The 24,075-nt window shown below is 61.7% G+C and carries 25 protein-coding genes and 1 pseudogene; 17 read left to right on the forward strand and 9 right to left on the reverse strand.

Annotated elements, in window-relative coordinates; all coding sequences use genetic code 11:
• A complete protein-coding gene (locus tag AC0L39_RS14500; RefSeq protein ID WP_473258925.1) occupies positions 1 to 654 on the forward strand; it encodes an NrsF family protein in 654 nt (217 codons plus the stop codon).
• A gap of 29 nt (positions 655 to 683) precedes the next feature.
• Here AC0L39_RS14500 and AC0L39_RS14505 read toward each other — a convergent pair whose 3' ends face one another.
• Complete coding sequence (locus AC0L39_RS14505) at positions 684 to 1,412, reverse strand: CorA family divalent cation transporter (protein ID WP_473258927.1); 729 nt, start codon at positions 1,410 to 1,412, stop codon at positions 684 to 686.
• 13 nt (positions 1,413 to 1,425) lie between these two features.
• The gene (locus AC0L39_RS14510) at positions 1,426 to 1,689 is read right to left on the reverse strand and encodes a hypothetical protein (protein ID WP_473258929.1); all 264 of its coding nucleotides are present in this window, start codon (positions 1,687 to 1,689) and stop codon (positions 1,426 to 1,428) included.
• Between the two features lie 70 nt (positions 1,690 to 1,759).
• Here AC0L39_RS14510 and ispG point away from each other — a divergent pair, with 70 nt between their 5' ends.
• Genes ispG through AC0L39_RS14545 form a run of 7 tightly spaced genes read left to right on the forward strand, consistent with a single transcriptional unit; the run spans position 1,760 to position 6,880 of the window.
• Positions 1,760 to 2,908: a flavodoxin-dependent (E)-4-hydroxy-3-methylbut-2-enyl-diphosphate synthase gene (ispG, locus tag AC0L39_RS14515; RefSeq protein ID WP_473258931.1), complete on the forward strand. Its 1,149-nt coding sequence runs from the start codon at positions 1,760 to 1,762 to the stop codon at positions 2,906 to 2,908.
• Position 2,909: 1 nt separating this feature from the next.
• Entirely contained in the window at positions 2,910 to 3,203 is a 294-nt protein-coding gene (locus AC0L39_RS14520; protein WP_473258933.1) for a hypothetical protein, read from the forward strand.
• Positions 3,200 to 3,718: a thioredoxin family protein gene (locus AC0L39_RS14525; protein WP_473258935.1), complete on the forward strand. Its 519-nt coding sequence runs from the start codon at positions 3,200 to 3,202 to the stop codon at positions 3,716 to 3,718. The genes AC0L39_RS14520 and AC0L39_RS14525 overlap by 4 nt, the downstream gene beginning before the upstream one ends.
• A 32-nt stretch (positions 3,719 to 3,750) precedes the next feature.
• A complete protein-coding gene (locus tag AC0L39_RS14530; protein WP_473258937.1) occupies positions 3,751 to 4,638 on the forward strand; it encodes a histone deacetylase family protein in 888 nt (295 codons plus the stop codon).
• 41 nt (positions 4,639 to 4,679) lie between these two features.
• The gene (locus tag AC0L39_RS14535; RefSeq protein ID WP_473258939.1) at positions 4,680 to 6,140 is read left to right on the forward strand and encodes an NAD(P)-binding protein; all 1,461 of its coding nucleotides are present in this window, start codon (positions 4,680 to 4,682) and stop codon (positions 6,138 to 6,140) included.
• 58 nt (positions 6,141 to 6,198) lie between these two features.
• Positions 6,199 to 6,624, forward strand: a complete 426-nt coding sequence (locus AC0L39_RS14540; RefSeq protein ID WP_473258940.1) for a twin-arginine translocation signal domain-containing protein — start codon at positions 6,199 to 6,201, stop codon at positions 6,622 to 6,624.
• Positions 6,569 to 6,880, forward strand: a complete 312-nt coding sequence (locus AC0L39_RS14545; protein WP_473258942.1) for a murein L,D-transpeptidase catalytic domain-containing protein — start codon at positions 6,569 to 6,571, stop codon at positions 6,878 to 6,880. The genes AC0L39_RS14540 and AC0L39_RS14545 overlap by 56 nt, the downstream gene beginning before the upstream one ends.
• Here the strand turns inward: AC0L39_RS14545 and AC0L39_RS14550 are convergent.
• Positions 6,877 to 8,280 carry a L,D-transpeptidase family protein gene (locus AC0L39_RS14550; RefSeq protein ID WP_473258943.1) on the reverse strand — a complete coding sequence of 468 codons (1,404 nt, stop codon included), beginning with the start codon at positions 8,278 to 8,280 and terminating at the stop codon, positions 6,877 to 6,879. The two genes, AC0L39_RS14545 and AC0L39_RS14550, sit on opposite strands and share 4 nt — an antisense overlap.
• Before the next feature lie 177 nt (positions 8,281 to 8,457).
• Here AC0L39_RS14550 and AC0L39_RS14555 point away from each other — a divergent pair, with 177 nt between their 5' ends.
• From AC0L39_RS14555 to AC0L39_RS14575, 5 genes are all read left to right on the forward strand, one after another.
• Complete coding sequence (locus AC0L39_RS14555; RefSeq protein ID WP_473258945.1) at positions 8,458 to 9,360, forward strand: DMT family transporter; 903 nt, start codon at positions 8,458 to 8,460, stop codon at positions 9,358 to 9,360.
• Positions 9,361 to 9,529: 169 nt separating this feature from the next.
• On the forward strand, positions 9,530 to 12,202 hold the full coding sequence (gene acnA, locus AC0L39_RS14560; RefSeq protein ID WP_473258947.1) for an aconitate hydratase AcnA: 2,673 nt from the start codon (positions 9,530 to 9,532) through the stop codon (positions 12,200 to 12,202).
• Positions 12,203 to 12,236: 34 nt separating this feature from the next.
• Positions 12,237 to 12,644 (forward strand): rhodanese-like domain-containing protein, encoded by a 408-nt coding sequence (locus AC0L39_RS14565; protein WP_473258949.1) that lies wholly within the window; start codon positions 12,237 to 12,239, stop codon positions 12,642 to 12,644.
• A gap of 137 nt (positions 12,645 to 12,781) precedes the next feature.
• The gene (locus tag AC0L39_RS14570) at positions 12,782 to 13,348 is read left to right on the forward strand and encodes a hypothetical protein (RefSeq protein ID WP_473258951.1); all 567 of its coding nucleotides are present in this window, start codon (positions 12,782 to 12,784) and stop codon (positions 13,346 to 13,348) included.
• A 30-nt stretch (positions 13,349 to 13,378) separates the two neighbouring features.
• Positions 13,379 to 13,711, forward strand: coding sequence for a hypothetical protein (locus AC0L39_RS14575; RefSeq protein ID WP_473258952.1), 333 nt, complete (start codon positions 13,379 to 13,381; stop codon positions 13,709 to 13,711).
• Between the two features lie 584 nt (positions 13,712 to 14,295).
• Here the strand turns inward: AC0L39_RS14575 and ruvB are convergent.
• The 4 genes from ruvB to ruvA form a co-directional block, all read right to left on the reverse strand.
• Complete coding sequence (gene ruvB / locus AC0L39_RS14580) at positions 14,296 to 15,336, reverse strand: Holliday junction branch migration DNA helicase RuvB (protein ID WP_473258954.1); 1,041 nt, start codon at positions 15,334 to 15,336, stop codon at positions 14,296 to 14,298.
• A complete protein-coding gene (locus AC0L39_RS14585) occupies positions 15,333 to 15,680 on the reverse strand; it encodes a hypothetical protein (RefSeq protein WP_473258956.1) in 348 nt (115 codons plus the stop codon). Before AC0L39_RS14585 ends, ruvB begins: the two co-directional genes overlap by 4 nt.
• Positions 15,677 to 16,090 carry a DsrE family protein gene (locus AC0L39_RS14590; RefSeq protein WP_473258958.1) on the reverse strand — a complete coding sequence of 138 codons (414 nt, stop codon included), beginning with the start codon at positions 16,088 to 16,090 and terminating at the stop codon, positions 15,677 to 15,679. Before AC0L39_RS14590 ends, AC0L39_RS14585 begins: the two co-directional genes overlap by 4 nt.
• A 142-nt stretch (positions 16,091 to 16,232) precedes the next feature.
• Positions 16,233 to 16,835, reverse strand: coding sequence for a Holliday junction branch migration protein RuvA (gene ruvA / locus AC0L39_RS14595; RefSeq protein ID WP_473262406.1), 603 nt, complete (start codon positions 16,833 to 16,835; stop codon positions 16,233 to 16,235).
• 273 nt (positions 16,836 to 17,108) lie between these two features.
• On the opposite strand from ruvA, the pseudogene aroC reads away from it, so the two are divergent.
• Positions 17,109 to 18,212 (forward strand): annotated as a pseudogene (aroC, locus tag AC0L39_RS14600) (chorismate synthase).
• 353 nt (positions 18,213 to 18,565) lie between these two features.
• On the opposite strand, the gene AC0L39_RS14605 reads toward aroC, so the two are convergent.
• Complete coding sequence (locus AC0L39_RS14605) at positions 18,566 to 19,117, reverse strand: class I SAM-dependent methyltransferase (RefSeq protein ID WP_473258960.1); 552 nt, start codon at positions 19,115 to 19,117, stop codon at positions 18,566 to 18,568.
• A 237-nt stretch (positions 19,118 to 19,354) separates the two neighbouring features.
• Entirely contained in the window at positions 19,355 to 20,257 is a 903-nt protein-coding gene (locus tag AC0L39_RS14610) for an OmpA family protein (protein WP_473258961.1), read from the reverse strand.
• A gap of 551 nt (positions 20,258 to 20,808) precedes the next feature.
• On the opposite strand from AC0L39_RS14610, the gene ahpC reads away from it, so the two are divergent.
• The 3 genes from ahpC to AC0L39_RS14625 all read left to right on the forward strand — a co-directional run bounded on the left by ahpC (position 20,809) and on the right by AC0L39_RS14625 (position 24,011).
• Entirely contained in the window at positions 20,809 to 21,375 is a 567-nt protein-coding gene (gene ahpC / locus AC0L39_RS14615; RefSeq protein WP_473258963.1) for an alkyl hydroperoxide reductase subunit C, read from the forward strand.
• Between the two features lie 224 nt (positions 21,376 to 21,599).
• Entirely contained in the window at positions 21,600 to 23,189 is a 1,590-nt protein-coding gene (gene ahpF / locus AC0L39_RS14620; RefSeq protein ID WP_473258965.1) for an alkyl hydroperoxide reductase subunit F, read from the forward strand.
• 177 nt (positions 23,190 to 23,366) lie between these two features.
• Complete coding sequence (locus AC0L39_RS14625) at positions 23,367 to 24,011, forward strand: hypothetical protein (protein ID WP_473258967.1); 645 nt, start codon at positions 23,367 to 23,369, stop codon at positions 24,009 to 24,011.
• Positions 24,012 to 24,075 lie beyond the last annotated feature (64 nt).

The raw sequence follows: 24,075 nt of genomic DNA on the forward strand, positions 1-24,075 counted from the left end.
ATGGAAAAGTACACGAACCGCGCAGACCTGATTGCTGCAATGACCGATGACCTGAAGCCCGTGCGCCGGGTTAAACCGGTCGAGGGGCTGGCGCTTATCGCGTTCGCAACCGTGGTCGCCGCGGTCGCCTCTGTCGCGATATTCGAATGGTGGTCCGGCCTGCTGACTGGCGAGGCATCGGGATACTTCCTGATCACGCACGGCCTTTTGCTGGTCCTTGGCGCGGCGAGCGCCGCTGCTCTCGTGTCCGGCGCTTTGCCGCGGGTGGGAGCAAGGGCCAACGCCCCGATGTGGGGCGCCGCCATGCTCGCAATTCTGCCGGTTGGCGCTGTGCTCAGCCTGCTGTCCGGCCAGGGCTCGCACGCCAATGAGGGCCTCAACGATCCGGTCGCCTTGCACTGTGTAACCGCTTCGCTGTCGGCGGGCGCGCTGGTCGCTATCGCTGCCGTCCTGTGGCTGCGCCGGGGCGCTCCGGTTTCGATCGAGCGCTCGGGCTGGCTGACCGGCCTTGCTGCCGGATCGCTCGGCACGCTCGCCTACGGCATCACCTGCCCGCTGGACACGTTTTCGCATGTCGGATTGTGGCACGTTGCCCCGGTCGCGATTTCAGCAGTGATCGGCCGCCTGATCGTCCCGCCGCTTATCCGTTGGTAAGTTATATGTGAGCCGCCCCAACAGGCGGCTCACAACCATTTCCAGCGCCAGAACAAAAGCAGCTGGATGCCGATGATCGCAAAGCAGATACCGGCAACAATCCAGAAAGCCTCGGCATTGTCGATGCCCGGCATTCCGCCGACATTGATGCCCATAAGGCCGGTGAGAAAACCCAACGGCAAGAATATCCCGGCGACGATCGTAAGCATGTAGGTTGCGCGCTCATTCGAAGCGAGCGACCGTGCACGCAGTTCATCCTGCAATACGAGCGCGCTTTCCTTGCTGATATCGACATCGTCGAGATACCGCCGCAACCGCTCGATCGCTTCCATTATTTGACGCTGGTCATGATCCTCGAACCAGATCGGCGCATCGCGATAAATCGTCTCTAGAGCCTCATGCTGAGGCGACATATGCCGCTTCAGCGCCAGACAATTGCGCCGGATCGAGGTGATCCTGGGCAAGATTTCATCGTAATTATCTTCGACATCGAGCTCTTCCAGCTCGTCGATCTGATCGTTCATATCGACAATCGTCTGGTTCATGCGAACCACCAGCTGCTCAATGACCATGGTGATAGCATTCGCGGCGTCAACCGGCCCTTTGCCCTGATCGAGCAATGCGAGGACATCACGCGGTGTCTGCATCGGCAATTTGCGCAGAGTGATAAGCCGCGATCCATCGCACCACAATTGCAGCGAAATCATGTCTTCGGGCTGGGCATTGGGGTTGAAGTTGATCCCGCGCAATGTGGCCACAAGAGCCCCGCCCTCATGCAACGCGCGCGTACCGGGTCGAATCGGAAACAAGCAGCTCTGCGGTCGTCGGGGGAATGCCGAGGTCGGTTTCCAGCCACGGCTTCACTTCCGGGGCGTTGCGACGAAGGTGCAGCCAAAGGACCTCGCCGGGCACCTTGGGTTGCCAGTCATCCACTTCCTCTCGCCCGATCTTGCGCGCACCGCCTTTCCCGTCGAGCACACGTCCAAAAATCAGCGGGCCCTTACCCTCGGTTGCGTCTGTCGCTGTTGCTTCCATCAAGACTTCATGCCGCAATGGCATTGGCTTGTCATTGCTCCTTCACGCAAGCGGGCCTATATGCAGCGGCATGTCTTCAGTAAGGCCCTGGCGCGATATCGAACGGCGGCAATGCCGCCAAATCTTGGTTGGCGATGTGCCGGTGGGCGGCGATGCGCCGATTACCGTGCAGACGATGACCAATACCCCGACCGAGGATGCGGTGGCGACGATCGACCAGATCCGCCGCTGCGAAGAGGTTGGCTGCGACATCATCCGCGTCTCTTGCCCCACCGAGGAAGCGACCGCAGCATTCGGCAAGATCACGAAGGCTTCGCGCATCCCGGTCGTTGCCGACATCCACTTTCATCACAAGCGCGCTCTCGAAGCTGCCGATGCAGGCGCGGCCTGCCTGCGGATCAATCCCGGCAATATCGGATCCTCGCAGCGCGTGGCCGAAGTCGTGCGCGCCGCCAAAGCCAATGGCTGCGCGATCCGGATTGGAGTGAACGCGGGCTCTCTTGAAAAGGACCTGCTGGAAAAATACGGCGAACCCTGCCCCGAAGCGCTTATCGAAAGCGCGCTCGATCATATCAAGCTGCTCCAGGACCATGACTTCCATGAATTCAAGGTCGCGGTGAAAGCCAGCGATGTGTTCCTCGCGGTCGCCGCCTATCACGGGCTGGCCGAGACGGTCGATTGCCCGCTGCATCTCGGCATTACCGAGGCTGGCGGGCTGATTGGCGGCACGGTGAAGTCCTCCATCGGCATGGGTTCGCTGCTCTGGGCCGGGATCGGCGATACGATCCGCGTCTCGCTGTCGGCCGAGCCCGAGGAAGAGGTTAAGGTCGGCTACGAAATGCTGAAAGCGCTCGGCCTGCGCACCCGCGGCGTCCGCGTCGTGTCCTGCCCGAGCTGTTCGCGCCAAGGCTTCGACGTTATCCGCACGGTCGAGACGCTGGAAAAGCGCCTCGAACACATCAAGACACCGATGAGCCTCTCGGTGCTTGGCTGCGTGGTCAACGGTCCAGGCGAGGCGCGCGAAACCGATATCGGCCTCACCGGCGGCGGCAATGGCAAGCACATGGTGTATCTCTCCGGCGTGAAAGCGCATGCTATCGAGGACGAGGATATGCTCAATCACATCGTCAAGCTGGTCGAGGACAAGGCAGCCCGGATCGAGGCAGGCGAAGACACCGCCTTCGATCCGCATGCTCCCGAGGCAGAAGCCGCCGAGTAGGATGGCGGACACCTCGAACTCCACTGTCACGGCGACGACACCGGCTAGCGAGGAAGAGGCGTCGCTCATCAGGCACGACATGCCGGCGGTCACAAGCGCCTCTGCAGGCCGGGTTTCCACCGGAGCGGCTGCGGTTGGCGCGCTCGCGATCGGAGCCATGGCGGTAGGCGCACTTGCGATTGGAGCGCTGGCAATCGGACGGCTAGCGGTCGGGAAAATGCGGGTTCGCGATCTTCATATCGACCGCCTGCGCGTCGGCTCACTCGAGATTGAAAACGAAACGGATCCTGAGTGATACGACCGGCATTCAGCTTGGGGGCAGCGCTGGTGCTGTCGGCAGGGATCCTGGCCGGAGATTATTTCCTCTCCGGTGGTGCAGCAGCGCATGACTATCCCGAAGCGAAATCCTATCTCGTATCTGACAATGCGGCTGCCGATGTCGACGCCGCGCTCGAGCGCGCTGCTCAATCCGGCAAGCGCGTGCTGCTCGTCATGGGCGCCAACTGGTGCCATGACAGCCGGGCGCTGGCAGGCTGGCTCGGTACCGATCGTTTTGCAGAGCTGATCGACGCTAATTTCGAGCTTGTCTTCGTCAATATCGGGATGCCGCAATCGGGCGATGGCCATAATCTCGCTATCGCGCAGCGCTTTGGCCTCGAAGAACTGCCCGGCACGCCCAATTTGCTGGTTGTCACGCCTGAGGGCGAACTCGTGAATGCGGACACTGCGACGACCTGGCGCAATTCCGCCAGCCGAGCCGAGGACGAGATTTTCGAAGAACTGGCAACACTCGCCGGCAAGGCTGTCTGACCCTGCTCCACGTCGTCCATCACGCCGACTATATGGCTCCGCAGCCAACACGCGGCACCTTCAAGTTCGACAAATATTACCTCGTCATGGAGGCGCTGAGACAGAGCGGAGCCGCGATCACCGAGCATGCGCCCGACCCCATGCCGCGCGCTTGGCTCGAGGCGGTGCATGATCCGCAGTATGTCGACGAGGTGTTCCGTGCAGAGGTTCCGCGTGACAAAGAGCGGCGGATCGGGTTTCCGGTCACGCCGCGCATCAGGGACCGTGTGCGGCACACCAATGGCGGCACCTGGCTCGCGGCCCGGCTTGCAATGCAGCACGGCTATGCTGCCAACAGCGCAGCGGGGAGCCACCATGCCCTCGCCGATACAGGCGCAGGTTACTGCGTGTTCAACGATCTCGCGGTCGCCTCCAATCGCCTGATCGCACAAGGGGATGCAAGCCGCATCCTGATCGTCGATCTCGACGTGCATCAGGGCGACGGGACCGCCAGCCTTACAGCGACGCGCGAGGACATCTTCACGCTATCACTCCATGCCGAAAAGAACTTCCCGGTGCGCAAGGCGCGCTCCAGTCTCGATATCGGCCTGCCCGATGCGCTCGATGACGACGGCTATATGGAGATGCTGGACAAACACCTCCCCGCCATCATGGCCGACTTCGCGCCCGACCTGGTGCTCTACCAGGCCGGGGTCGATCCGCATGTAAACGACAAGCTTGGCCGACTATCGCTGAGTAACGAGGGGATCGCCGCGCGCGACCGGTTTGTTGTCACACAGGCCCGCCAGCGCGGAGTGCCAATCGCCTCGGCACTTGGCGGCGGATATGGCGACGATCAGCGCGAAGTCGCGGGCCGTCACGCCCGTTCGATGCTGGAAATGGCGCAGGCAAATTCGTCCCTCCCCCTTGCCGCTTCTTGATGATAGACACGTCTTGCGGGTCGCCCGCAGGAGCACCGTGAATGTCCGAATTCGAAACCGATTACCTGATTGTTGGCGCAGGCGCTGTCGGCCTCGCATTTGCAGATACATTGCTGGACGAAGACCCGGATTGCCACATCACTATCGTTGACAAGCACGCCAAGCCGGGCGGCCACTGGAACGACGCCTATTCCTTCGTCGCCCTGCACCAGCCGAGCGCGACTTACGGTGTCAATTCGATGGAATTGTGCTCCGATCAGGTCGACACGCGCGGGCATAACGAGGGCATGTATCCGCTCGCGAAACACTCGGAAATTCTCGCCTATTACGGCAGGCTGATGAACGAGCGGATGCTGCCGAGCGGACGCGTGGCTTACCACCCGCTGAGCGAATATCGTGGAGGTGAGAACGGGACGCATCACCTCAAGGGCATCCTCTCGGGCGAGCAAACCAGCGTGAAAGTCAGGCGCAAACTGGTCGAAGCGACCTATTTCCAGACTTCAGTGCCCTCTACCCACACGCCGAAATTCGAGATCGCCGATGGCACACGTTTCGCGGTTCCTGGCGGACTGCCTGCTCTCTGGCAGGATGCGGACAACCTGCCCGAACACTACATCGTCCTTGGCGGCGGCAAAACCGCCATGGACAGCGCTGTGTGGCTGCTAGAAGCAGGCGTTCCAGCGGAAAATATCGGTTGGGTGCGCCCTCGCGACAGCTGGATGTTCAATCGAAAGCTACTCCAGCCCGCGCGGCACGGCCTCGAGGGTCTTCTCAAATTCCAGATCGATCTCGTCGAGGCTGCAGCGTCTGCCGAACACGGCGACGAGTTGTTCGCAGAGCTGGAGCGGCGCGGCACAATGCTGAGGATCGACGAAACCGTCACGCCATCAATGTTTCACTATGCAGTGATATCCGAGGGCGAAGTCGCGCTGCTTCGCCAGATCGAGGCGGTCTACAGGCAGGGTCGCGTTACCAAGATCGAACCGGGCGCAATTCACTTCGGTGACGAGACCGTGTCAGTGCCAGACAACACTTTGTTCGTGGATTGCACCGCGACCGCCGTTCCGTTCGAAGCACGCGCCCCGGCAGGTCCATTCTTTCAAGGCGACCGGATCGTCCTGCAGCTCGTTCAGGTCCCGTTTGTGCCATACAGCGCTGCGCTCGCCGCGTTTATCGAAGCCAATTTCGACTCCGATGAAGAGAAAAACAGGCTTTGCCCGGTCGCGCCTCTGACCGATCTGACCGCGACCTACCCCTACGCGATCATGGCCAATCTATTGAGTAATGTGATTTTGTCGCAGAACGAAAAAACCAATGCGTTCAATGCGAGAAGCCGCCTTCACCCCACGGGACCGGCTATTGCAGAAATGACTGCCAAGCAGGATCCACGGCTTGCCGAACTCGCGAAGATCGGCCCGAAAATTGAGTCAAACATGCCCGGCGTCATCAAGCTTGGCATGAAAGCCAAGGCTATTCACGAAAGCACTGCCGGACCTGGTTAAGACCCGCACATTTTCCTGTTCACGGGAACTCCATCTTTGCGCTATAAGTATAGGAGTCATGAAACGACGCGATCTACTGAAGACCGGTATTGTTGCAGGTGCGGCCCTGTCGCTACCTGCGACCGTCGCCGCTGCGCCGCGCAAAGGATCCACCCGTGACCGCGCGCTCTTCAAACTGGCGAAGCGCGAACTCGACCGGGCTGGCGATGTAATCTGGAAGAAGGACATCGTTGGGATTTCCGACTTCGGTGTCCACTCGGCAGAGCAACGCTTTCATCTCGTCAATCTCGACCGCCAAGAAGTTCAGAGCTTTCACGTCAGTCATGGCACCGGCTCTGATCCCGAGCATGATGGCTGGCTCAATCGCTACAGCAATGTCGAAGGCTCGAACGCGACAAGCAAAGGCGCCTATGTCACATGGGAATGGTATGTCGTACCGCTATGGCACCTCGGTGCGACTGGGCGGGCTGGATGCGACCAATGACGCTGCATTGCGCCGCTATATCGTGATGCACCGCGCCAAATATGCCGAGCCCTCGCACATCGACCGCTGGGGCCGCCTTGGCCGCTCAAACGGCTGCTTTGCACTCGGAGAAGAGCAATTCCGCGTCGCGCTGCTCAACCTGTCAGGTGGGCGGCTGCTCTACGCCGACAGCCTCGGTTGGTCGGACGACTCGCTGGAAATTCTTCAGCCGGATGAACCGAACACCACGCAGCGGTATGTGCCGGGGTCGTATTAACCCCCCACCCGCGGATCGTCCTCAATCACGATAACTTCATCGTCGATCTCGTTGCTGCGATTATCGACGCGCGGCTTGTCGAGGCTGGCAAGAACCGGAGCATCGCGTTCGTAGATATCGTCGAAGGTCTGCATCTCGCCATTGATGTCCGATGCCATCGTGAAATAGGTGATGTAGGCGGGTAGCTCGTCCTTCATGAAAACCTTGGTGTATTCGCCCGAAGTAGCGATTTCGACCGCTTCGTCCTTGCTCGCAGCTTTACCCAGGATCGCCATCGTAATCGCCAGTTCGAGCGCGCGCTCGGTGCGGATGCAGCCGTGGCTCAGCGCCCGGTTGTCGTTTGCGAAAAGATGCCGGGAAGGCGTGTCGTGGAAGAAGATTGCGCGCGGGTTCGGCATCTCCAGCTTCATCCGGCCCAGCGAATTGCCCGGTCCGGGCTGCTGGACGACTGTGATCCACCCGTTCTCGCCTTTGGTTGCCTTGTATCCGTTGCGCTTGGCCCAGGCGGGGTTGCTCAGCACCTTGTTGCCGAGCCCCTCGCCCTTCACGATCGATTGCGGCACCGTCCAGGTCGGGTTGAACACCACGCCCTCAACCTTCTCAGCCAGCTGAGGCGTCGCGGTCCGTCCGGGTTTGCCCACCACGGTCCGGTAGGTGCTGATGATCGTGTCCCCGACCGTTAGCCGCAGCTGGAACTCGGGCACATTGGTAATCAGGTATTTTCGCCCGAGATCGCGCGCCAGCCACCGCCAGCGGTCCATATTGGCGCGGATCAGCTTGCGTTTTTCGACCTCGGATTCGGGCGTCTCGGCAAGTTCGGCCTTGAGCCGTGCGTAATCGGGGTGCGTCGGATTGAGCTGTGCCAGAGTGCCAGCGACAGCCCCGGTTTCCAGCGCCTCGGTCAGCAGGTCGCCCGTGCGGAAAGTGTCGCGGTCGGGATCGACCACGAACCACTGCTCGCGCGCTTCCATCGGGGTGCGGCCATCGCGCAGATCCTCGACCAGCCATACGAAATTCTTGGAAGCCAGTGCGTCGAGCTCCTCCGACGGGCCGGACTGCACTGCAACCTGCAGCGCCTGCAGGTCATAATCGCGCGGATCGAGACCTTCGGCGGCGATTCCCTCGATGAAAGCGATCAAGTCCTGCGCTGCACCAACCGACCATGGCTGCACAATCGGTCCCGGAGGAGCAAGGTCGCCTTGCACCACTTCGCCAGAGACCATGCGCGGGAAGGCTTCTTCGAAACCGGTTTCAGGCTGGACGTCCGGCTGCGCTTCTGAACCCGCAGATTCCGTGGTTTCCTCAGCGGCTTCGACTTGCTCGTCCTGAGCAAGTGCCCCGCTCGAAATCAGGGCCGTGGCTGCGATGCCGCCTGCCAAAGTGCTGATCCATTTGCGCATATTCGTCTCGTTCGTCCCGATTCTGCCGCCATGAGCGACCCTTATTGCATGTTCTGGGCACTATATCCCCGCTTACCTCCTGCTATCAAGCAGCACTGCTTACCCTGCGATGAATTGTGCGCAGCCTTGCACAGTCCAGCGTGACGCAGCAGCGGCTTGCCCTTAAGGGTCCCGCTAATGCCTGCACCATCCAGCCCTTTAAGCCGATTGCTTCCATTTGCCGCCGCTGCCGTGGGCGTGGGCTTCTTGTCGCTGATGGACGCGCTGATGAAAGAGGCCGCCCTTGCTACCGGAACCTACACCGCGACCGTGCTGAGATCGCTGTTCGGCGCGGCGATCATTGCGCCGTTCTGGCTGGCCCAGCGCAAGGGATGGCCCGGCCCGGACGTGCTGAAACTGCACATAGAGCGCGGGATCATCTCTGCGTTCATGGCGCTGAGCTTCTTTTTCGCGCTGACGAAACTGCCTCTGGCAGAGGCAATCGCGATCAGCTTCATCGCGCCGCTGATCGCACTGTATTTTGCGCGCGTGCTCTTGGGGGAGGAAATCCAGCGAAAAGCGATATTTGCCAGCATCCTCGGGTTTGCCGGGACATTGGTGATCGTTGCGGGCAAGCTCGGTGACGGCGACATGACCGCGGATGTGTGGCTCGGGATTGCCTCGCTGGGCTTCTCCGCAGTGCTCTATGCCTATAATTTCGTAGTGATCCGCCGTCAGAGCCAGCTTGCAGGGCCGGTCGAGATTGCGACCTTCCATAGCGGCGTAGGCGGCGCGGTCCTGCTGCTGTTCGCACCGTTTCTCGCCACGGTTCCGCAAACCGGTGCCTTCTGGGCCATTGCCGGAGCCGGCGCGCTGACCGGCATGGGCGCGATGGCGATAGCGTGGGCCTATGCCCGGTCGGAGGCTCAGGCGCTTGTCCCGATCGAATATACCGGGTTCCTGTGGGCGAGCCTGTTTGGCTGGCTGTTCTTCCGCGAACCGGTTACATTGCCGACATTGGCAGGGACTGCTCTGATCGTGACAGGGTGCTGGATCGCCACGCGAAAGCCCAGAAGCGCGCCTGCCGCAGCGGCAAGCTGACCCGGCAGTCGCAAGCGACTCGCAACAGCCCTCCAGACCCTTGACGCAAAGGGCAAGGTCTAGCAGGTGCACCTCATGAAATTCGAGCCCGGGCCGGGATGGCCCAGGCACCCCTCCGCGCCCAGGCATGATACTGGCGCGGGACAGCCAACAAGGATGGGATATCCCGATGACAGCTATCGGCAAGGACTCGCTCAAGACCCGCTCGACTCTCTCGGTGAACGGCACCGACTACGCCTACTATTCGCTGGCCAAGGCGGTCGAGCAGCTGGGCGATGTATCGAAGCTGCCGAATTCGATGAAAGTCCTGCTCGAAAACATGCTGCGGTTCGAGGATGACGGCTTCACCGTCGGACGCGAGCATGCGCAGGCTATCGTCGACTGGCAGAAGAACCCCGTCACCGGCAACGAAATCCAGTACCGCCCTGCGCGTGTGCTGCTGCAGGATTTTACCGGCGTGCCCTGCGTGGTCGATCTTGCCGCGATGCGCGATGCGATCAAGGAGCTTGGCGGCGACACTGCGAAAATCAATCCGCAGGTTCCGGTGAACCTCGTGATCGACCACTCGGTCATGGTCGACGAGTTTGGTCATCCCAAGGCGATGGAAGCCAACATGGCGCTCGAATATGAGCGCAATGCGGAACGCTACGATTTCCTCAAATGGGGCTCGAAGAGCTTCGAGAACTTCTCTGCCGTCCCTCCGGGCACCGGCATCTGCCACCAGGTAAACCTCGAGCATATTGCGCAGGGCATCTGGTCGAGTGAGGACGAGAACGGCCAGATGGTCGCCTATCCCGACACCTGCGTCGGCACCGACAGCCACACCACCATGATCAACGGTCTTGGCGTGCTGGGCTGGGGCGTGGGCGGGATCGAGGCCGAAGCCGCGATGCTTGGCCAGCCGATCTCGATGCTGATCCCCGAAGTCGTCGGCTTCAAGCTGACCGACCGCATGGCGGAAGGCGTGACCGCGACCGACCTCGTGCTCACCTGCGCGCAGATGCTGCGCGAAGTGGGCGTTGTCGACCGCTTCGTCGAATTTTACGGACCCGGCGTTGCCACCCTCACCCTTGCCGACCGCGCGACCATCGCCAACATGGCGCCCGAATACGGCGCGACTTGCGGTTTCTTCGGCATCGACGACAAGACGATCGAATATATGCGCCTGACGGGCCGGAGCGAAGAGAACCTCGCTCTGGTCGAAGCCTATGCCAAGGAGCAGGGAATGTGGTTCGATCCGGCAAATGAGCCGGTGTTCTCGAACACGCTGGAACTCGACGTTTCTTCGGTCGTGCCAAGCCTTGCCGGACCCAAGCGCCCGCAAGACCGCGTGATCCTTCCCGAGGTTGACGAGCTGTTCAACAGCGACCTCAAGACGACTTACAAGAAAGACGCCCCCGTCCGCACTGCGGTCGAAGGCAAAGACCACGATATCGGTGACGGTGACGTCGTGATCGCGGCGATCACCAGCTGTACCAACACCTCCAACCCGGACGTGCTGATTGCTGCGGGACTGGTCGCGAAGAAAGCGGTCGAAAAAGGCCTGAAGCCCAAGCCGTGGGTCAAGACGTCGCTTGCTCCGGGGTCGCAGGTGGTCACCGACTACCTCGTCAAATCCGGGCTGCAGGACGATCTCGATGCAATCGGCTTCGACCTCGTCGGCTATGGCTGCACGACCTGTATCGGTAATTCGGGACCGCTCGCTCCGCCGATCAGCGCGGCGATCAACAACAACGATATCGTCGCCGCCTCCGTGCTGTCCGGCAACCGCAATTTTGAAGGGCGCGTCAGTCAGGACGTGCTCGCCAACTTCCTCGCATCGCCGCCGCTCGTGGTCGCCTATGCCCTGAAGGGAACCGTGACCGAAGACATCACCACCACGCCGCTGGGTCAGGACCAGGACGGCAACGATGTGATGCTCGCCGACCTGTGGCCGACCAATGCCGAGATTGCCGAGCACCGCGCGGCCAATATCGACCGCTCGATGTTCGTGAGCCGTTATGCCAACGTCTATGACGGCGATGAGCACTGGCAGGCGATCACGGTCGAACCTTCGGACACCTATCAATGGCGCGCCGGGTCCACCTATGTCGCCAACCCGCCCTATTTCGACGGGATGGAGATGACGCCGGCAGAGATCACCGACATCGAGGGTGCGAAGCCGCTCGCGATCCTCGGCGATTCGGTCACGACCGACCACATCTCGCCAGCCGGCGCAATCAAGGAAGACAGCCCCGCTGGTTCCTACCTGAAGAGCAACCAGGTCCCGAAGAAGGACTTCAACTCTTACGGTTCGCGCCGCGGCAATCACGAAGTCATGATGCGCGGCACTTTCGCAAATATTCGCATCCGCAACGAGATGGTCCCCGGCGTCGAAGGCGGGGAGACCACCTATAATGGCGAGCGAATGCCGATCTACGATGCCGCCATGAAGCACAAGGCAGACGGCACGCCGCTGATCGTCGTCGGCGGCAAGGAATATGGCACGGGCTCCTCACGCGACTGGGCCGCGAAGGGCACGATCCTGCTCGGTGTGCGCGCCGTTATCGTCGAGAGCTTCGAGCGTATTCACCGCTCGAACCTCGTCGGGATGGGCGTGCTACCGCTGCAATTCAAGGACGGCGATACGCGCGAGACGCTCGGCCTGACGTCCGATGACACTTTTTCGATCAAGGGGCTGGACGGCCTCACGCCCGCTCAGGACGTGAAAATCGAAGTCACCCGCAAGGATGGTTCGACCTTCGAATTCACGGCGCTGTGCCGGATCGATACCGCCAACGAGATGGAGTATTACCGCAATGGCGGCATCCTCCATTACGTGCTGCGCAAGCTTGCGGCCTGATGCCTTGGTGATCCGTCATCTCTTCACGATTCCCGTGGGAGCAGCGCTTGCCGCGTGCGCTCCCGAGGGGGCGGTGAGCGAAATCGTGAAGGATGAGATCAACGAATCGGCAAGCCGGGACGAAGTGGCAGGTCCGGTAGTCGACCTCACAGTGCAGCAGGTGCGCGCGCGGTTGGACAGCGGCAAGGTCCGCCTGATCGATGTGCGCACCGCGGAAGAAGTGGCCGAGGGCATGATCCCCGGCGCAGAGCATATACCGCTCGACGAATTCGATCCGGTGGCCTTGGACACAGGCGATGGCAGGGAAATCATCCTCTACTGCCGCTCCGGCAGGCGTTCGGCGATAGCGGCTGAGCGCCTGGCCGAGCATCTTGGTCGGCCTGTGCCGCACCTTTCCGGAGGCATGAAGGCCTGGCAAGAGGCCGGCGGCGCGGCGCAGTAATCACGCCGGCGGCGGCCCGAGATCGGGATGATTATTGCGCGGGTTTGCGGAGCTTTGTCTTACGCCGTCCGAGAATCGCAGCGACAGCAAGCCCGAACAGCGCCATCATCGGCGGTGCGGGAACTTCCGTTCCGCTGGTGGTTCCGCCCGAGGTCGAGCTGGTCGAAGAACTTGAGCTCGAGCTTGAGGACGAGGACGAAGACGAAGAAGAGCTGCTGCTCCCCGATGATCCGGAGGTCGAGCTGCCCGACGAGGAACTCGACGAGCTGGACGAGCTTGATGACGAACTCGTGCTGCTGGTCATGTCGCCCGACGAACTACCGCCGGTGCTCGATCCGCCCGAGGACGAAGAACTGCTGGATGAGCTCGACGATCCGCCTGTAGAAGTCGCGCCGCTGCTGGTCCCCCCGGACGAAGACGAGGAGCTGCTGCTGGACGAGGATGAACTGCTCGACGACGAACTCGAAGAAGACGACGAACTGGAGCTCGACACATCGCCCGAGCTGCTCGATACGCCGCCCGTGCTGGATGAGACCGAACCGGTCGAGGTGGAGACGTTGCCGCTGCTCGTGGACACCGCACCCGTGCTGGATGACACCGCGCCGGTCGAACTTGAAACATCGCCGGACGTTGTCGACGTCGTGCTGGAAATGCCCCCGGTGCTGGTGGAAACCTCACCGGTGGAGGTCGAGGTTGAGACCTGACCGGTCGAGCTCGAAACCTGCCCCGTAGAAGTGCTGATCCCGCCCGACGACGATGTGGTCGATGTCGAATTGTCGATATCGATGTCGATATTGATTGGGGGAGGGTCGAGCGGAATGTTCACGTCGCCGGAGCTGCTGCCGCCATCTCCGGGATCATCAGAGTCGCCGCTGGTCCCGCCTCCGGTTGTGGTCGTGCTGACCACGGATACATCGCCGGACGACGATCCGCCTCCGCCGAAGAAGCCTCCGAAGAATCCGCCCCCGAACCCTCCGCCAAAGCCGCCGCTGCCGCCGATGACCACGGGCGCCCCGCCGCCGCTACCGCCGACCGGCGGAAGCGGAGGGAGCGGTGCAGGCGCGTAGGCAATCTGCTGTATCGGCGGGCATTCGTTGGGATCGATATACGCCTGTGTTGCACCGTCGGGCAGCGGCGCGTTCTGTGCGACTGTTCCGGCAGGGCCATAGCCGATCGGCTGGCACTCGATCGTGCGTTCTACGATCCGGCGACGACGCTGCTCGGGCGGAGGTATCTCACGCTGCCGGGTCTTGATGTATTTCAGCTCGTCCTGGAGGGTCTGCTCGTCCAAGTTGGTCGTATATTGCGGGTCGTCGGTGTTGAGCGGCTCCGCCACGCGGACGGCCCCGCCCTGGATCAGGGCAACACCCGCGACGGCGGCGGAGAGCTTAGCAGCTGCCAGTTTGAGCGACATATTCCGAACCTTGCTTGCCTGGACCGGCTCGATACGGACCATCCGCATCTTCACCAATTCACAGCAGGTCATGGCGATCAATCGGGTGAAGCCGCAATGCGATTAACCATCTTTACAGTCGGCTAACCGCCCAAACCCTGCGGAATCGGCTGATTTTCGGGGTCGCTGTCCCGTATTGATACCGAAACCGGGCCGCTTGTTAGTCGCTGTCTTAACCTTTGGCGCACCTCCGACCGATTACTTGTCTTCACCGAACAAGCCTTCTTCTGGTGGCGGCTGCGGACGCGGCGGGGTCATCTCCAGATGCTCCCACCCCGCATCGTTGAGCATCCGCCCGCGCGCGGTTCGTGCCAGCAGGCCGAGCTGTATGAGGTAGGGCTCGACCACCTCCTCGACCGTATCGCGCGGCTCCGCCAGTCCCGCGGCGAGCGTCTCCACCCCGACCGGTCCGCCCTTGTAGGTGGTTGCGATCATCGAGAGATAGCGCCGGTCCATGGTATCGAGGCCGAGCCGGTCGATCTCCAGCCGCGTCAGCGCATCGTCGGCGGCAGCGCGGGTGACTACGCTCTGGCCTGCGACATGGGCAAAGTCGCGCACCCGGCGCAGCAATCGGCCTGCCACGCGCGGCGTCCCGCGCGATCGGCGGGCGATCTCGCGCGCGCCGTCCGCATCGATGTCCAGCCCAAGCAGCCGCGCGCCGCGCGTCACGACCTGGTCCAGCTCGTCATGAGAGTAGAATTGCAGCCGCACCGGGATGCCGAAACGGTCGCGCAGCGGCGTCGTCAGCAGCCCCTGCCGGGTCGTCGCTCCGATGAGCGTGAACGGCGGCAGGTCGATCCGCACGCTGCGCGCCGAGGGCCCCTCCCCGATAATGATGTCGAGCGCGCGGTCCTCCATCGCGGGATAGAGCACCTCCTCGACCACCGGATTGAGCCGGTGGATCTCATCGATGAACAGCACGTCATGCGGTTCGAGATTGGTGAGCAGCGCGGCGAGGTCGCCCGCCTTCGCGATGACAGGCCCGCTGGTCGCGCGAAAGCCGACGCCCAGCTCGTTCGCGACGATCTGCGCCAGCGTGGTCTTGCCCAGCCCCGGAGGCCCGAAGAACAGCGTGTGGTCCATCGCCTCGCCGCGCTGGCTCGCGCTGTCGATGAACACCCGCAAATTATCGCGCGCACCCTCCTGCCCGATGAACTCGGCGAGCGATTTGGGCCGCAGCGCGGTGTCGAGATCGCCGGGTTGACGGTCAGGGGAATGGAGGGGGACGGGATCGGTCATGCTTTCAACACCAGTTTTACCAGCGCTGCCACAGCGATATAGGCCCATTCATAAAGCGGCAAAAAGATAAGGCCCAATGCAGTCGTGCTACTCGTCGATACGAAGCCCATGTCGTAAGCACCATATGTGCCGAACAGGATGAGCGGGATTAGAGCGAATACCCAGAAATCTGACGTTAGCCCGCGCCACGCGACGAACACCGTTGGCGCGATAGCCCATGCGGCAAAAGCCCATGAGAGCGGGTCAGTCAGCATTCCGCCCATCGACATGTGATACATGACGTAGATCAGGAACGCGATGTGCAGCGCAGCCGCCGCGAGCCCGATTTTACCGAGCGCGCTCAAAACGGGTTCACCGTGTAGCCGCGTTGTTGCAGCAGCGCATGGGCGGTCATGGCGGAGAGGTCCATCTCCACGCCTTTGATCAGGTCATCGGCGCGCACGCCCCAGGCGCTTGCACTCTGGCCGCATACGATGAAGCGTACACCGTGCTCCAGCATGGCGCGCACCATCGTATCGGACGCATTCGCTTCCATCGCGCGAGCGTCGCGCGATTGTTCGGTGATGAGGTCGAGCACGGCCTTGCCATGCACCACGACGGCGATGTCGATGTTGTCCTGCGGCACTCCGGCGGCGACGTGCATGTTGATGAAGCGCGCCGCGCTCTCGAACTTGCGATTGCGCGCGCCTTCCTCGGCCTTGTCTGCCACGTCGAACGCGATGCGGAACTCGGTATCTCTTGCGATCCCGTCCACACCTTCGACAGGCGCATGCGGGCCGAATTCAGCGAAGATCGGGCCAGTGTCGAAGGCGCTAAAATCGGGCTCCTGTGCGGCGGTACCGGCGAGGCGAGCGCGAGCAGCGGGATGATCAATAGTTTGCGCATATTCGTCTCCATCACCCAGCCGCTTTCTTCAGTGCCACGCGGATCAGCTCGCCTTCGCTCGCGTCTTCGCCCAGTTCGCCTTGCGCCCGTGCCACGGCCTGCGCCGCCACCGCCGGTTTGAAGCCAAGGTTTTCCAGCGCGCTCACCGCATCGGCGCTCGCTGCGCCCCTCGGAGCAATCGCCACGCCGCCAGCCACACTGCCGCCCGGAAGCGCGCCGGCCTTGTCCTTCAGCTCGTTGACGATCCGCCCCGCCAGCTTCGGCCCCACGCCGTTGGCCCTCGCCACGGTCGCTGCGTCTCCGCCCGCGCAGGCATCGCGCACCTCCCCGGTCGACAGCGCCGAGAGGATCGCCAGCGCCACCTTGCTGCCCACACCCTGCACCGTCGTCAGCAGGCGGAACCAGTCGCGCTCGCTGCTTTCGGCAAAGCCCAGCAGGCGCATGTCGTTCTCGCTCACCTGCAAATCGGTGTGCACCGTGCAGGCCTCACCCACCTCGCCCAGGGCTGCGAGCGTTTTGGTCGAGCAGTGGACCAGATAGCCCACGCCCTGCACATCGACGATGGCCCAGTCCTCGCCCGTCTCGTCGAGCCTGCCTGAAAGCTTTGCAATCATGCCCGACTTGTCGCCCATTGGCGGCCCGAATGCCAGTGAGTCGCGCCACTTGTCCGCAGGCGCTGGTCCACCATGAGACACATGAGACAGTGTCCAGGGGTAGAAAACCAATCGATCACAGAGCGCCGAATTGATCGGGACAGGCGATCAGGAGAAGGAGCACGGCGTTTCGTCATCGCCCAGCACTCATATCGTCGCACGCACGTGTAGGAAAATCGCAGGCGCCCTCGCGCCATTCTCGACAGGTCGTCCTTTTTCGCTAATGCAGCATATATGAGCTTCAACACGTTCGGGCGCATGCTGCGCTTCACCACATGGGGGAAAGCCACGGCCCCGGCCTTGGCGCAGTGATCGACGGGTGTCCGCCGGGCCTCGCTTTGCGCGAGCGCGACATCCAGCCCTTCATGGATGCCCGCAAGCCGGGTCAGAACCGCTTCACCACGCAGCGCAAGGAAGCCGACGCGGTGAAGATCCTGTCCGGCGTGTTCGACAACGCCGATGGCAAGCAGGTGACGACCGGCACGCCGATCCACCTGATGATCGAGAACACCGACCAGCGATCGAAGGATTATTCCGAGATCGCAAAAAGCTATCGCCCCGGTCACGCCGATTACACGTATGACGCGAAATACGGCATCCGCGATTTTCGCGGCGGCGGACGTTCGAGCGCGCGCGAGACCGCAGCGCGGGTGGCCGCAGGTGCCGTCGCGCGGCTCATCATCCCCGAAGTGACTATCACCGCCTATGTCTGCGAGCTGGGCGGCGACAAGATCGAACCCGAGGCGATCAACCTCGAAGAAATCGGCAACAATCCGTTCTTCTGTCCCGATAGCTGGGCGGCGAAACGCTGGGAGGAACTGGTCGAGAAAGCGCGCAAGGACGGATCGTCGCTCGGCGCAGTGGTCGAATGCATTGCGGAAGGCGTTCCCGCCGGATGGGGCGCTCCGGTTTACGGGAAACTCGACAGCGATCTTGCGAGCGCGATGATGAGCATCAACGCGACCAAAGGCGTCGAGATCGGCGCCGGGTTCGAGGCTGCACGCCTGACCGGCGAACAGAACGCCGACGCAATGCGGTACGGGCAAGGACGGCAAGCCGGTCTTTGCCAGCAACCATGCAGGCGGCACGGCAGGCGGCATCTCGACCGGACAGCCGGTGGTGTGCCGGGTCGCGTTCAAGCCGACCAGTTCGATCCTCAAGCCTGTCGAGACGATCACGAGCTCTGGCGAGGCAACCGAGATCCGCACCAAAGGCCGCCACGACCCCTGCGTAGGCATCCGCGGCACGCCGGTAGTCGAGGCGATGATGGCGCTGGTGCTGGCCGATCACAAGATGCTGCACCGGGCTCAGCTGGGACCAGGTGAGAACGACCGCTAAGGAACCGGTTGCGGCTATCTTGAATGCGGCACACTTGGTTTAAAGACGACTGAGGCAAAAGATCGCCGATCTGAGTTCCGTTCTGGCCGAGGCCCTGCATCTTCCGCTCTTGCCAGCCACTAATGCGTGAAGCCTGGCAAACCATGTTTGAGCCCTTTGTGTTCAAATCGCATGGCGAACCGATGGATCGCGGACCACCCGCACAAAGGCGCGGTCTTGGCCCGCTGAACCCTCGCACAGAATACGGATGTGGCAGTCTCGCGGAGCCGGATTATCGCAAATGATGGAACGGGCTTTCAAACAGCGCTTATGAAAGGCGACCGATTGCGCTCCATTTCGCGGCCAAGATCGGCTCAGTCCGGTTTGCGATAGACACCGATCATGGACTTCGCCAAAGGAGCGATCCTCCCCACGCGGTGGAAGTCGATTTCCTCCATTTTCACGCGCGCAAAAAGGCGTCCCATCGTGTCGCGGCTGAAGAATTTGATATGGCCGCCTTCCCACAGCGCGGTAAAGTGGTTGTCCATCTTGCCGCTAACGGCCAGTGCGAGATTTTTCAGGTAACCATGATAAGGCGTCGATATTATCGCGATGCCATTTGGCTCCAAAAGATCGTGTACCCGCTCCGCAAATTGCCTCGGCGAAAAGACGTGTTCGATTACTTCGAGGCTGAGGACGACAGGGAAAGTCCCGAATTTTGCGGCCAGATCGTCATCGGTCGATCCGGCGTGCAAGTCCAAACCCAACTCGGACGCGATTTCTATTCCGTCTCGAGAGGGTTCGACTCCTGAGACTTCGAAGCCGCGATCACTGAGAAATTTTGCGTTGGCACCGTTGCCATATCCGAGCTCGAAAATCTTCTTGCTGTGGCCGTGCTGCTCCAAAATGGCCGATACTGCAGGCATCAAATAGGATTGAGTATGCGCCGCTGACCTATTCTTGAAAGTGTATCCGTCAGTTCCCAAAATCTGATCCTCTTGTTCGCTACGCGCTTGGCATCGGCTTGTGAAACGCGCAACACGAATTAGTGCGAAGGGGTCGAGATTCAGGCACGCATTTTGCGTTAAAGCCTCTTTATGACTGACAAAAAAGGGGGCGGACCCGCAGGCCCGCCCCCTTTTCAATTCGAACCCTTGCGGGCCTTAAAGTCCGTCGACGCTCTTACTGACGAGGATGTTCACCGCGACGCGGCGGTTCTGCGCCTTGCCTGCTTCGGTGTCATTGCTCGCTGCCGGATCGGATTCAGCCATGCCGGTCGGGCTCAGCATCCGCCACGGTGCCCAGTCGCACTGCTGCTGCAGGTAGTTGACCACGCGGTCGGCGCGCTTCTCGCTCAGCTCCTGGTTGATCTCGTAGCTACCGGTCGAATCGGTGTAGCCGACAACGAGCAGGAGCGCGTTTTCCATGGCATTCGCTTCGGCTGCAGCCGAGCACAGCTCGGTGCGGGCCTGGTCGGAAAGCTGATACTTGCCGGTGTCGAAGTACACGTTGGTCGTGCCGCGAATGTTGTACTTGTCGATATCGCCAAAGCGTCCGCGCAGTGCTTCGGTGGCGATCGCATTCTCCTCGATCGCCGCGCCCTGCTGGGCGAACTGCTGCGAGGTGCCGCTGCGGATCATGGCGGCGGTGCGCAGATCCTTGTTCTTCAGGTCGATCTCGCTGGCAACGAGGCCGCGGCCCCACTGTACGGTTTCGACACTCACGGGCAGACCATTAAGCAGCGAATCTGCCGTCAACTTGTCCCGGTCGAGGCCGAGGAAGCCGCCGCGCGACTTGATCTCAGTGCCAGCGCCGACGGTCACGATCGTGCTGGTTCCGTCAGCTGCGGTAACCTGGATCTGGTTGCCATTGCGAGCCGAGATCAGGCCTTCGAGTTCCGGTCCTTCGGTAAGGCCCGTAAGATCGGCAGGCGGCGAACCGACGACCGTAGTCAGGACCTGACCTTCGTCGGTGTCCTGGTCCTGTGCGGCGAGCGTGGCCGGTGCTGCAATCAGCAGCATGGCCGGAAGGGCAAGAGCCTTTGGCGCGTTGGAAATGAAAGTCATTACGATACTCCTTAAAAACCTACTTCAGCCGTTCCGGCGTCCTTGCGGCCAACTGACCGCCCGCCCCCACGATGAACTACCCGACATATGGCCTGAAAAATGGCGGCCCGGCTGTCAGAACCCCTGTCATCTCGAAATGGAAGATGTGCGTCATGGATGCCGCTCTTGGGCACCATGCGAGGCGTGAGTGTTCGTCCCTAGCTTTCTCTCACATGAACGCGCCAGACCCCACCGGCTGTTGTGCGGGCAATCTGAGCAGATGTTGCGACGAACCGTTAAATCGGCTGCCTAACGCGGCTCTCAATCAGGGCTCGGGAGCCCGAAGAATCCCCCTCTCCGGCAGGAAGCAGGCGCGCATCGAGGCGCCGAAGAGGTGCGCCCGTGCGCTTCGATTCTGGCGCATCGCCGGTTTGGAACGAAATCGATTAGTTCCCGTTTGTGTGATTGAAAAATCCGATCTTCGCAATCGCACAAATCAGCTTTTGTGCATTGCAGCGCGCCCTACATGGGACGTGTAAGTTTCAACCAATCCTAATCAGGGGAATTATACAATGGGCATTATCGGCTCGACCATCAAACCGTTCAAGGCCACCGCATTCAAGGCCGGCGAAGATTTCTTCGACGTCACGCAAGACGACATTGCCGGCAAGTGGGCCGTGTTCTTCTTCTACCCGGCAGACTTCACCTTCGTGTGCCCGACCGAGCTCGAAGACCTGGGCGAAAAGTATGACATGCTGCAGAGCATGGGCGTCGAGGTGTTCGGCGTTTCGACCGACACGCATTTCAGCCACAAGGCATGGCACGACACGTCGGAAAAGATCGGCAAGCTGAAGTTCGCATTCCTCGGCGACCAGATGCACACGCTGGCGAACAATTTCGGCGCGCTGCGCGAAGATAGCGGCCTTGCCGACCGTGCGACCTTCGTGGTCGACCCCGATGGCGTGATCCAGATCATGGAAATCACTTGCGAAGGCGTGGGCCGCAACGCGAATGAGCTGACCCGCAAGATCAAGGCGGCACAATATGTCCGCGCCAACCCCGGCCAGGTCTGCCCGGCTGCGTGGGAAGAGGGCGGCGACACGCTGGCTCCTTCGCTCGACCTCGTCGGCAAGATCTAATCAGACACGGGACCGCACGCACCCTTCCTCCAATCCCAAGCGCGCGGTCCCGGAAGTCCGGGCCATCCCCCAAGAGGCCCGGACCCGACAAAGGGCCCGGATCGAGCGTCCCCTCCTCCCTCTCCCTCCTCCGGAGCGGACGCCGATCCGGGCCCGACTTGCCTCTCCTCACGAGGTGGCACCAACCAACGACTTTCCAGGCATTCCCATAGAAGAGGCCACTTATGCTCGATGCGACCATGCAGACCCAGCTCCAGCAATATCTCGCAAACCTGCGCGAGCCGATCGAGCTCGTCGCATCGCTCGATGACAGCGAGAAGAGCGCGCAGACGCGCGAATTGCTGACCGAGATTGCCGAGCTGCACGACATGGTCAGCGCGCAGTTCGATGGCACGCATGAACGCACGCCCAGCTTCATCATTCGCCGCGCCTCCGATGCGGACAAGTGGGTGCGCTTCGCAGGCCTGCCGATGGGGCACGAGTTTACCTCGCTGGTGCTCGCGCTGCTTTGGGCTGGCGGCCACCCGCCCAAGGTCGATGCCGACCTGATCGAACAGGTCCGCGCCCTCGAAGGCGATTACGATTTCGAGATGTTCTTCTCGCTCAGCTGCCACAACTGCCCCGACGTGGTGCAGGCGCTGACGCTGATGGCGCTCGAGAACACCCACATCACCGCGACCCTGATCGAAGGCGGCACGTTCCAGGACGAAGTGGAGGATCGCGGCGTCCTTGCGGTCCCGGCGACGTTCCTCAACGGAGAAAGCTTCTTCAACGGCAAAATGGAACTCGCCGAAATCCTCTCGAAGCTCGATAGCGGCGCAGACGAAAAGGCCGCCGAGAAGCTGTCGGCCAAGGAACCATTCGAAGTGCTGATCATCGGCGGCGGCCCCGCTGGCGCAGCCTCGACCGTCTATACCGCGCGCAAGGGCTTTCGCACCGGTATCGCGGCTGAGCGCTTTGGCGGGCAATTACAGGATACGCTCGGGATCGAGAACCTGCCCGGCACAAGCTACACCGAAGGGCCGAAGCTGTCGGACGCCCTCAAGTCGCAGACGCTCGAGAACGAGATCGACCTGATGGATCTCGCCCGCGCGGTCCAGCTGAAGCCCGCGAGCGAAGCGGGCGGGATGCACGAGGTTACGATGGCGAATGGCGCGGTGCTGAAATCGCGCGCGCTGATCCTTTCAACCGGTGCGCGCTGGCGCAATCTCGGCGCGCCAGGCGAAGCCGAATACCGCAACAAGGGCGTGGCCTATTGCCCGCATTGCGACGGCCCGCTGTTCAAGGGCAAGAAAATCGCGGTCATCGGCGGCGGCAATTCCGGCGTCGAGGCGGCAATCGATCTTGCGAAAATCGTCGGCCATGTCACCCTGATTGAATTCGACACCAAGCTGCGCGCCGACGAAGTACTCCAGCGCAAATTGCGTTCGCTCTCCAATGTCGAGATCATCACGAACGGCCAGACCACCGAAGTCACCGGAGACGGTGCGCGGGTGGACGGCCTCGTCCTCAAGGATCGCGAAAGCGGCGAGGAACGCCGGATCGAGCTCGAAGGCGTGTTTGTCCAGATCGGCCTTGTGCCGAACACCGAATGGCTCGAGGACACCGGCCTTGAACTCTCCCAATACGGTGAGATCGTGATCGACCGGCACGGCGCGACGAACCTGCCCGGCATCTATGCCGCGGGCGATGCGACCACCGTACCGGACAAGCAGATCGTGGTGGCGATGGGCGAAGGCGCAAAGGCAGGCCTCGGCGCGTTCGACTACCTCATCCGCAACGAGCCGGTCGAGGATATCGCACAGGCGGCATGATTAATCGTGCAAACCCATCCGGGCCAACAATGTCCTTGCTGAGGCGATCGTAGATCGTATCGTTCTAGCCGTGGCGGTCGCCCTGAGGCCGTTTGGCCGCCGGTGCGTTCGGAAGCTTTCTGCCTGCTGAAGCGGACATTCAAGCTTGTTCAAGCGCGTATTCGCTAGATGACTCTCATGCAGAAACAACTTGGCCTTCTCGCCCTTGCGCTTGGCGCTGCGGCGCTTGTTCCCGGCTCGCTTGTCGCCATGCCTCCTGCCAGCGCGTGGGAGATCGGCCCGTGGGTGCGGGGCAAGAACTATTCCGTCGGGATGCCTGAAACCCCGCGCGAGAACCGCGACGGATCGATCACCGTTGATTTCCCGCAGGCCGGGCGCGGCGAATGGGATGCCCTGACAACCTCGATCCGCCCGCTCGAAGGCGTGCAGACAATCACCGTGCGCTACCGCATTGACGCCCCGCGCAGCACGCGCTTCGTCGCTGTCGAGAAGCCGCGGGAGGCCGCGACCGTTTCGCTGTATTTCCAGCAGGCAGGCGACAATTGGACCGGGCGCGGCAAGTTCCAGTCTTACCGCTGGTATGCGCCATTAAACGGAGTCGTCCCGCTTTCGGCGGGTGAGCATTCGATCACGGTCAGGCTCGATGAGACGTGGACAAATGTGATGGGTCAGTCTTCCGCAAAACATGTCAGGGGCTTCAACACAGCGCTGGCGAATACATCGACCCTTGGTCTCGCCTTTGGATCGCGCACGCGCCGCAGCCACGGCGTCTTTGCTACCGGCCCGGCACGCTTCACGCTGCTCTCGGTCGAATTCGACTGATTGCGAACACGTCCGGTCGCTCATCTACTCAATCAATCAATCTTCGCGCATTAATCGATTGGAC

This window comes from Erythrobacter sp. K21-9 (assembly GCF_055808355.1).

Bases quoted from the DNA above. Each gene is read 5' to 3' on its own strand.
- AC0L39_RS14500 (WP_473258925.1), top strand. From the start codon at position 1: ATGGAAAAGTACACGAACCGCGCAGACCTGATTGCTGCAATGACCGAT.
- ispG (WP_473258931.1), top strand. From the start codon at position 1,760: ATGTCTTCAGTAAGGCCCTGGCGCGATATCGAACGGCGGCAATGCCGC.
- AC0L39_RS14625 (WP_473258967.1), top strand. From the start codon at position 23,367: ATGCAGAAACAACTTGGCCTTCTCGCCCTTGCGCTTGGCGCTGCGGCG.
- AC0L39_RS14555 (WP_473258945.1), top strand. From the start codon at position 8,458: ATGCCTGCACCATCCAGCCCTTTAAGCCGATTGCTTCCATTTGCCGCC.
- AC0L39_RS14550 (WP_473258943.1), bottom strand. From the start codon at position 8,280: ATGCGCAAATGGATCAGCACTTTGGCAGGCGGCATCGCAGCCACGGCC.
- acnA (WP_473258947.1), top strand. From the start codon at position 9,530: ATGACAGCTATCGGCAAGGACTCGCTCAAGACCCGCTCGACTCTCTCG.
- ruvB (WP_473258954.1), bottom strand. From the start codon at position 15,336: ATGACCGATCCCGTCCCCCTCCATTCCCCTGACCGTCAACCCGGCGAT.
- AC0L39_RS14610 (WP_473258961.1), bottom strand. From the start codon at position 20,257: ATGACTTTCATTTCCAACGCGCCAAAGGCTCTTGCCCTTCCGGCCATG.
- AC0L39_RS14530 (WP_473258937.1), top strand. From the start codon at position 3,751: ATGGCTCCGCAGCCAACACGCGGCACCTTCAAGTTCGACAAATATTAC.
- AC0L39_RS14605 (WP_473258960.1), bottom strand. From the start codon at position 19,117: ATGCCTGCAGTATCGGCCATTTTGGAGCAGCACGGCCACAGCAAGAAG.
- ahpC (WP_473258963.1), top strand. From the start codon at position 20,809: ATGGGCATTATCGGCTCGACCATCAAACCGTTCAAGGCCACCGCATTC.
- AC0L39_RS14520 (WP_473258933.1), top strand. From the start codon at position 2,910: ATGGCGGACACCTCGAACTCCACTGTCACGGCGACGACACCGGCTAGC.
- AC0L39_RS14540 (WP_473258940.1), top strand. From the start codon at position 6,199: ATGAAACGACGCGATCTACTGAAGACCGGTATTGTTGCAGGTGCGGCC.
- ruvA (WP_473262406.1), bottom strand. From the start codon at position 16,835: ATGATTGCAAAGCTTTCAGGCAGGCTCGACGAGACGGGCGAGGACTGG.
- AC0L39_RS14545 (WP_473258942.1), top strand. From the start codon at position 6,569: ATGTCGTACCGCTATGGCACCTCGGTGCGACTGGGCGGGCTGGATGCG.
- AC0L39_RS14535 (WP_473258939.1), top strand. From the start codon at position 4,680: ATGTCCGAATTCGAAACCGATTACCTGATTGTTGGCGCAGGCGCTGTC.
- AC0L39_RS14510 (WP_473258929.1), bottom strand. From the start codon at position 1,689: ATGGAAGCAACAGCGACAGACGCAACCGAGGGTAAGGGCCCGCTGATT.
- ahpF (WP_473258965.1), top strand. From the start codon at position 21,600: ATGCTCGATGCGACCATGCAGACCCAGCTCCAGCAATATCTCGCAAAC.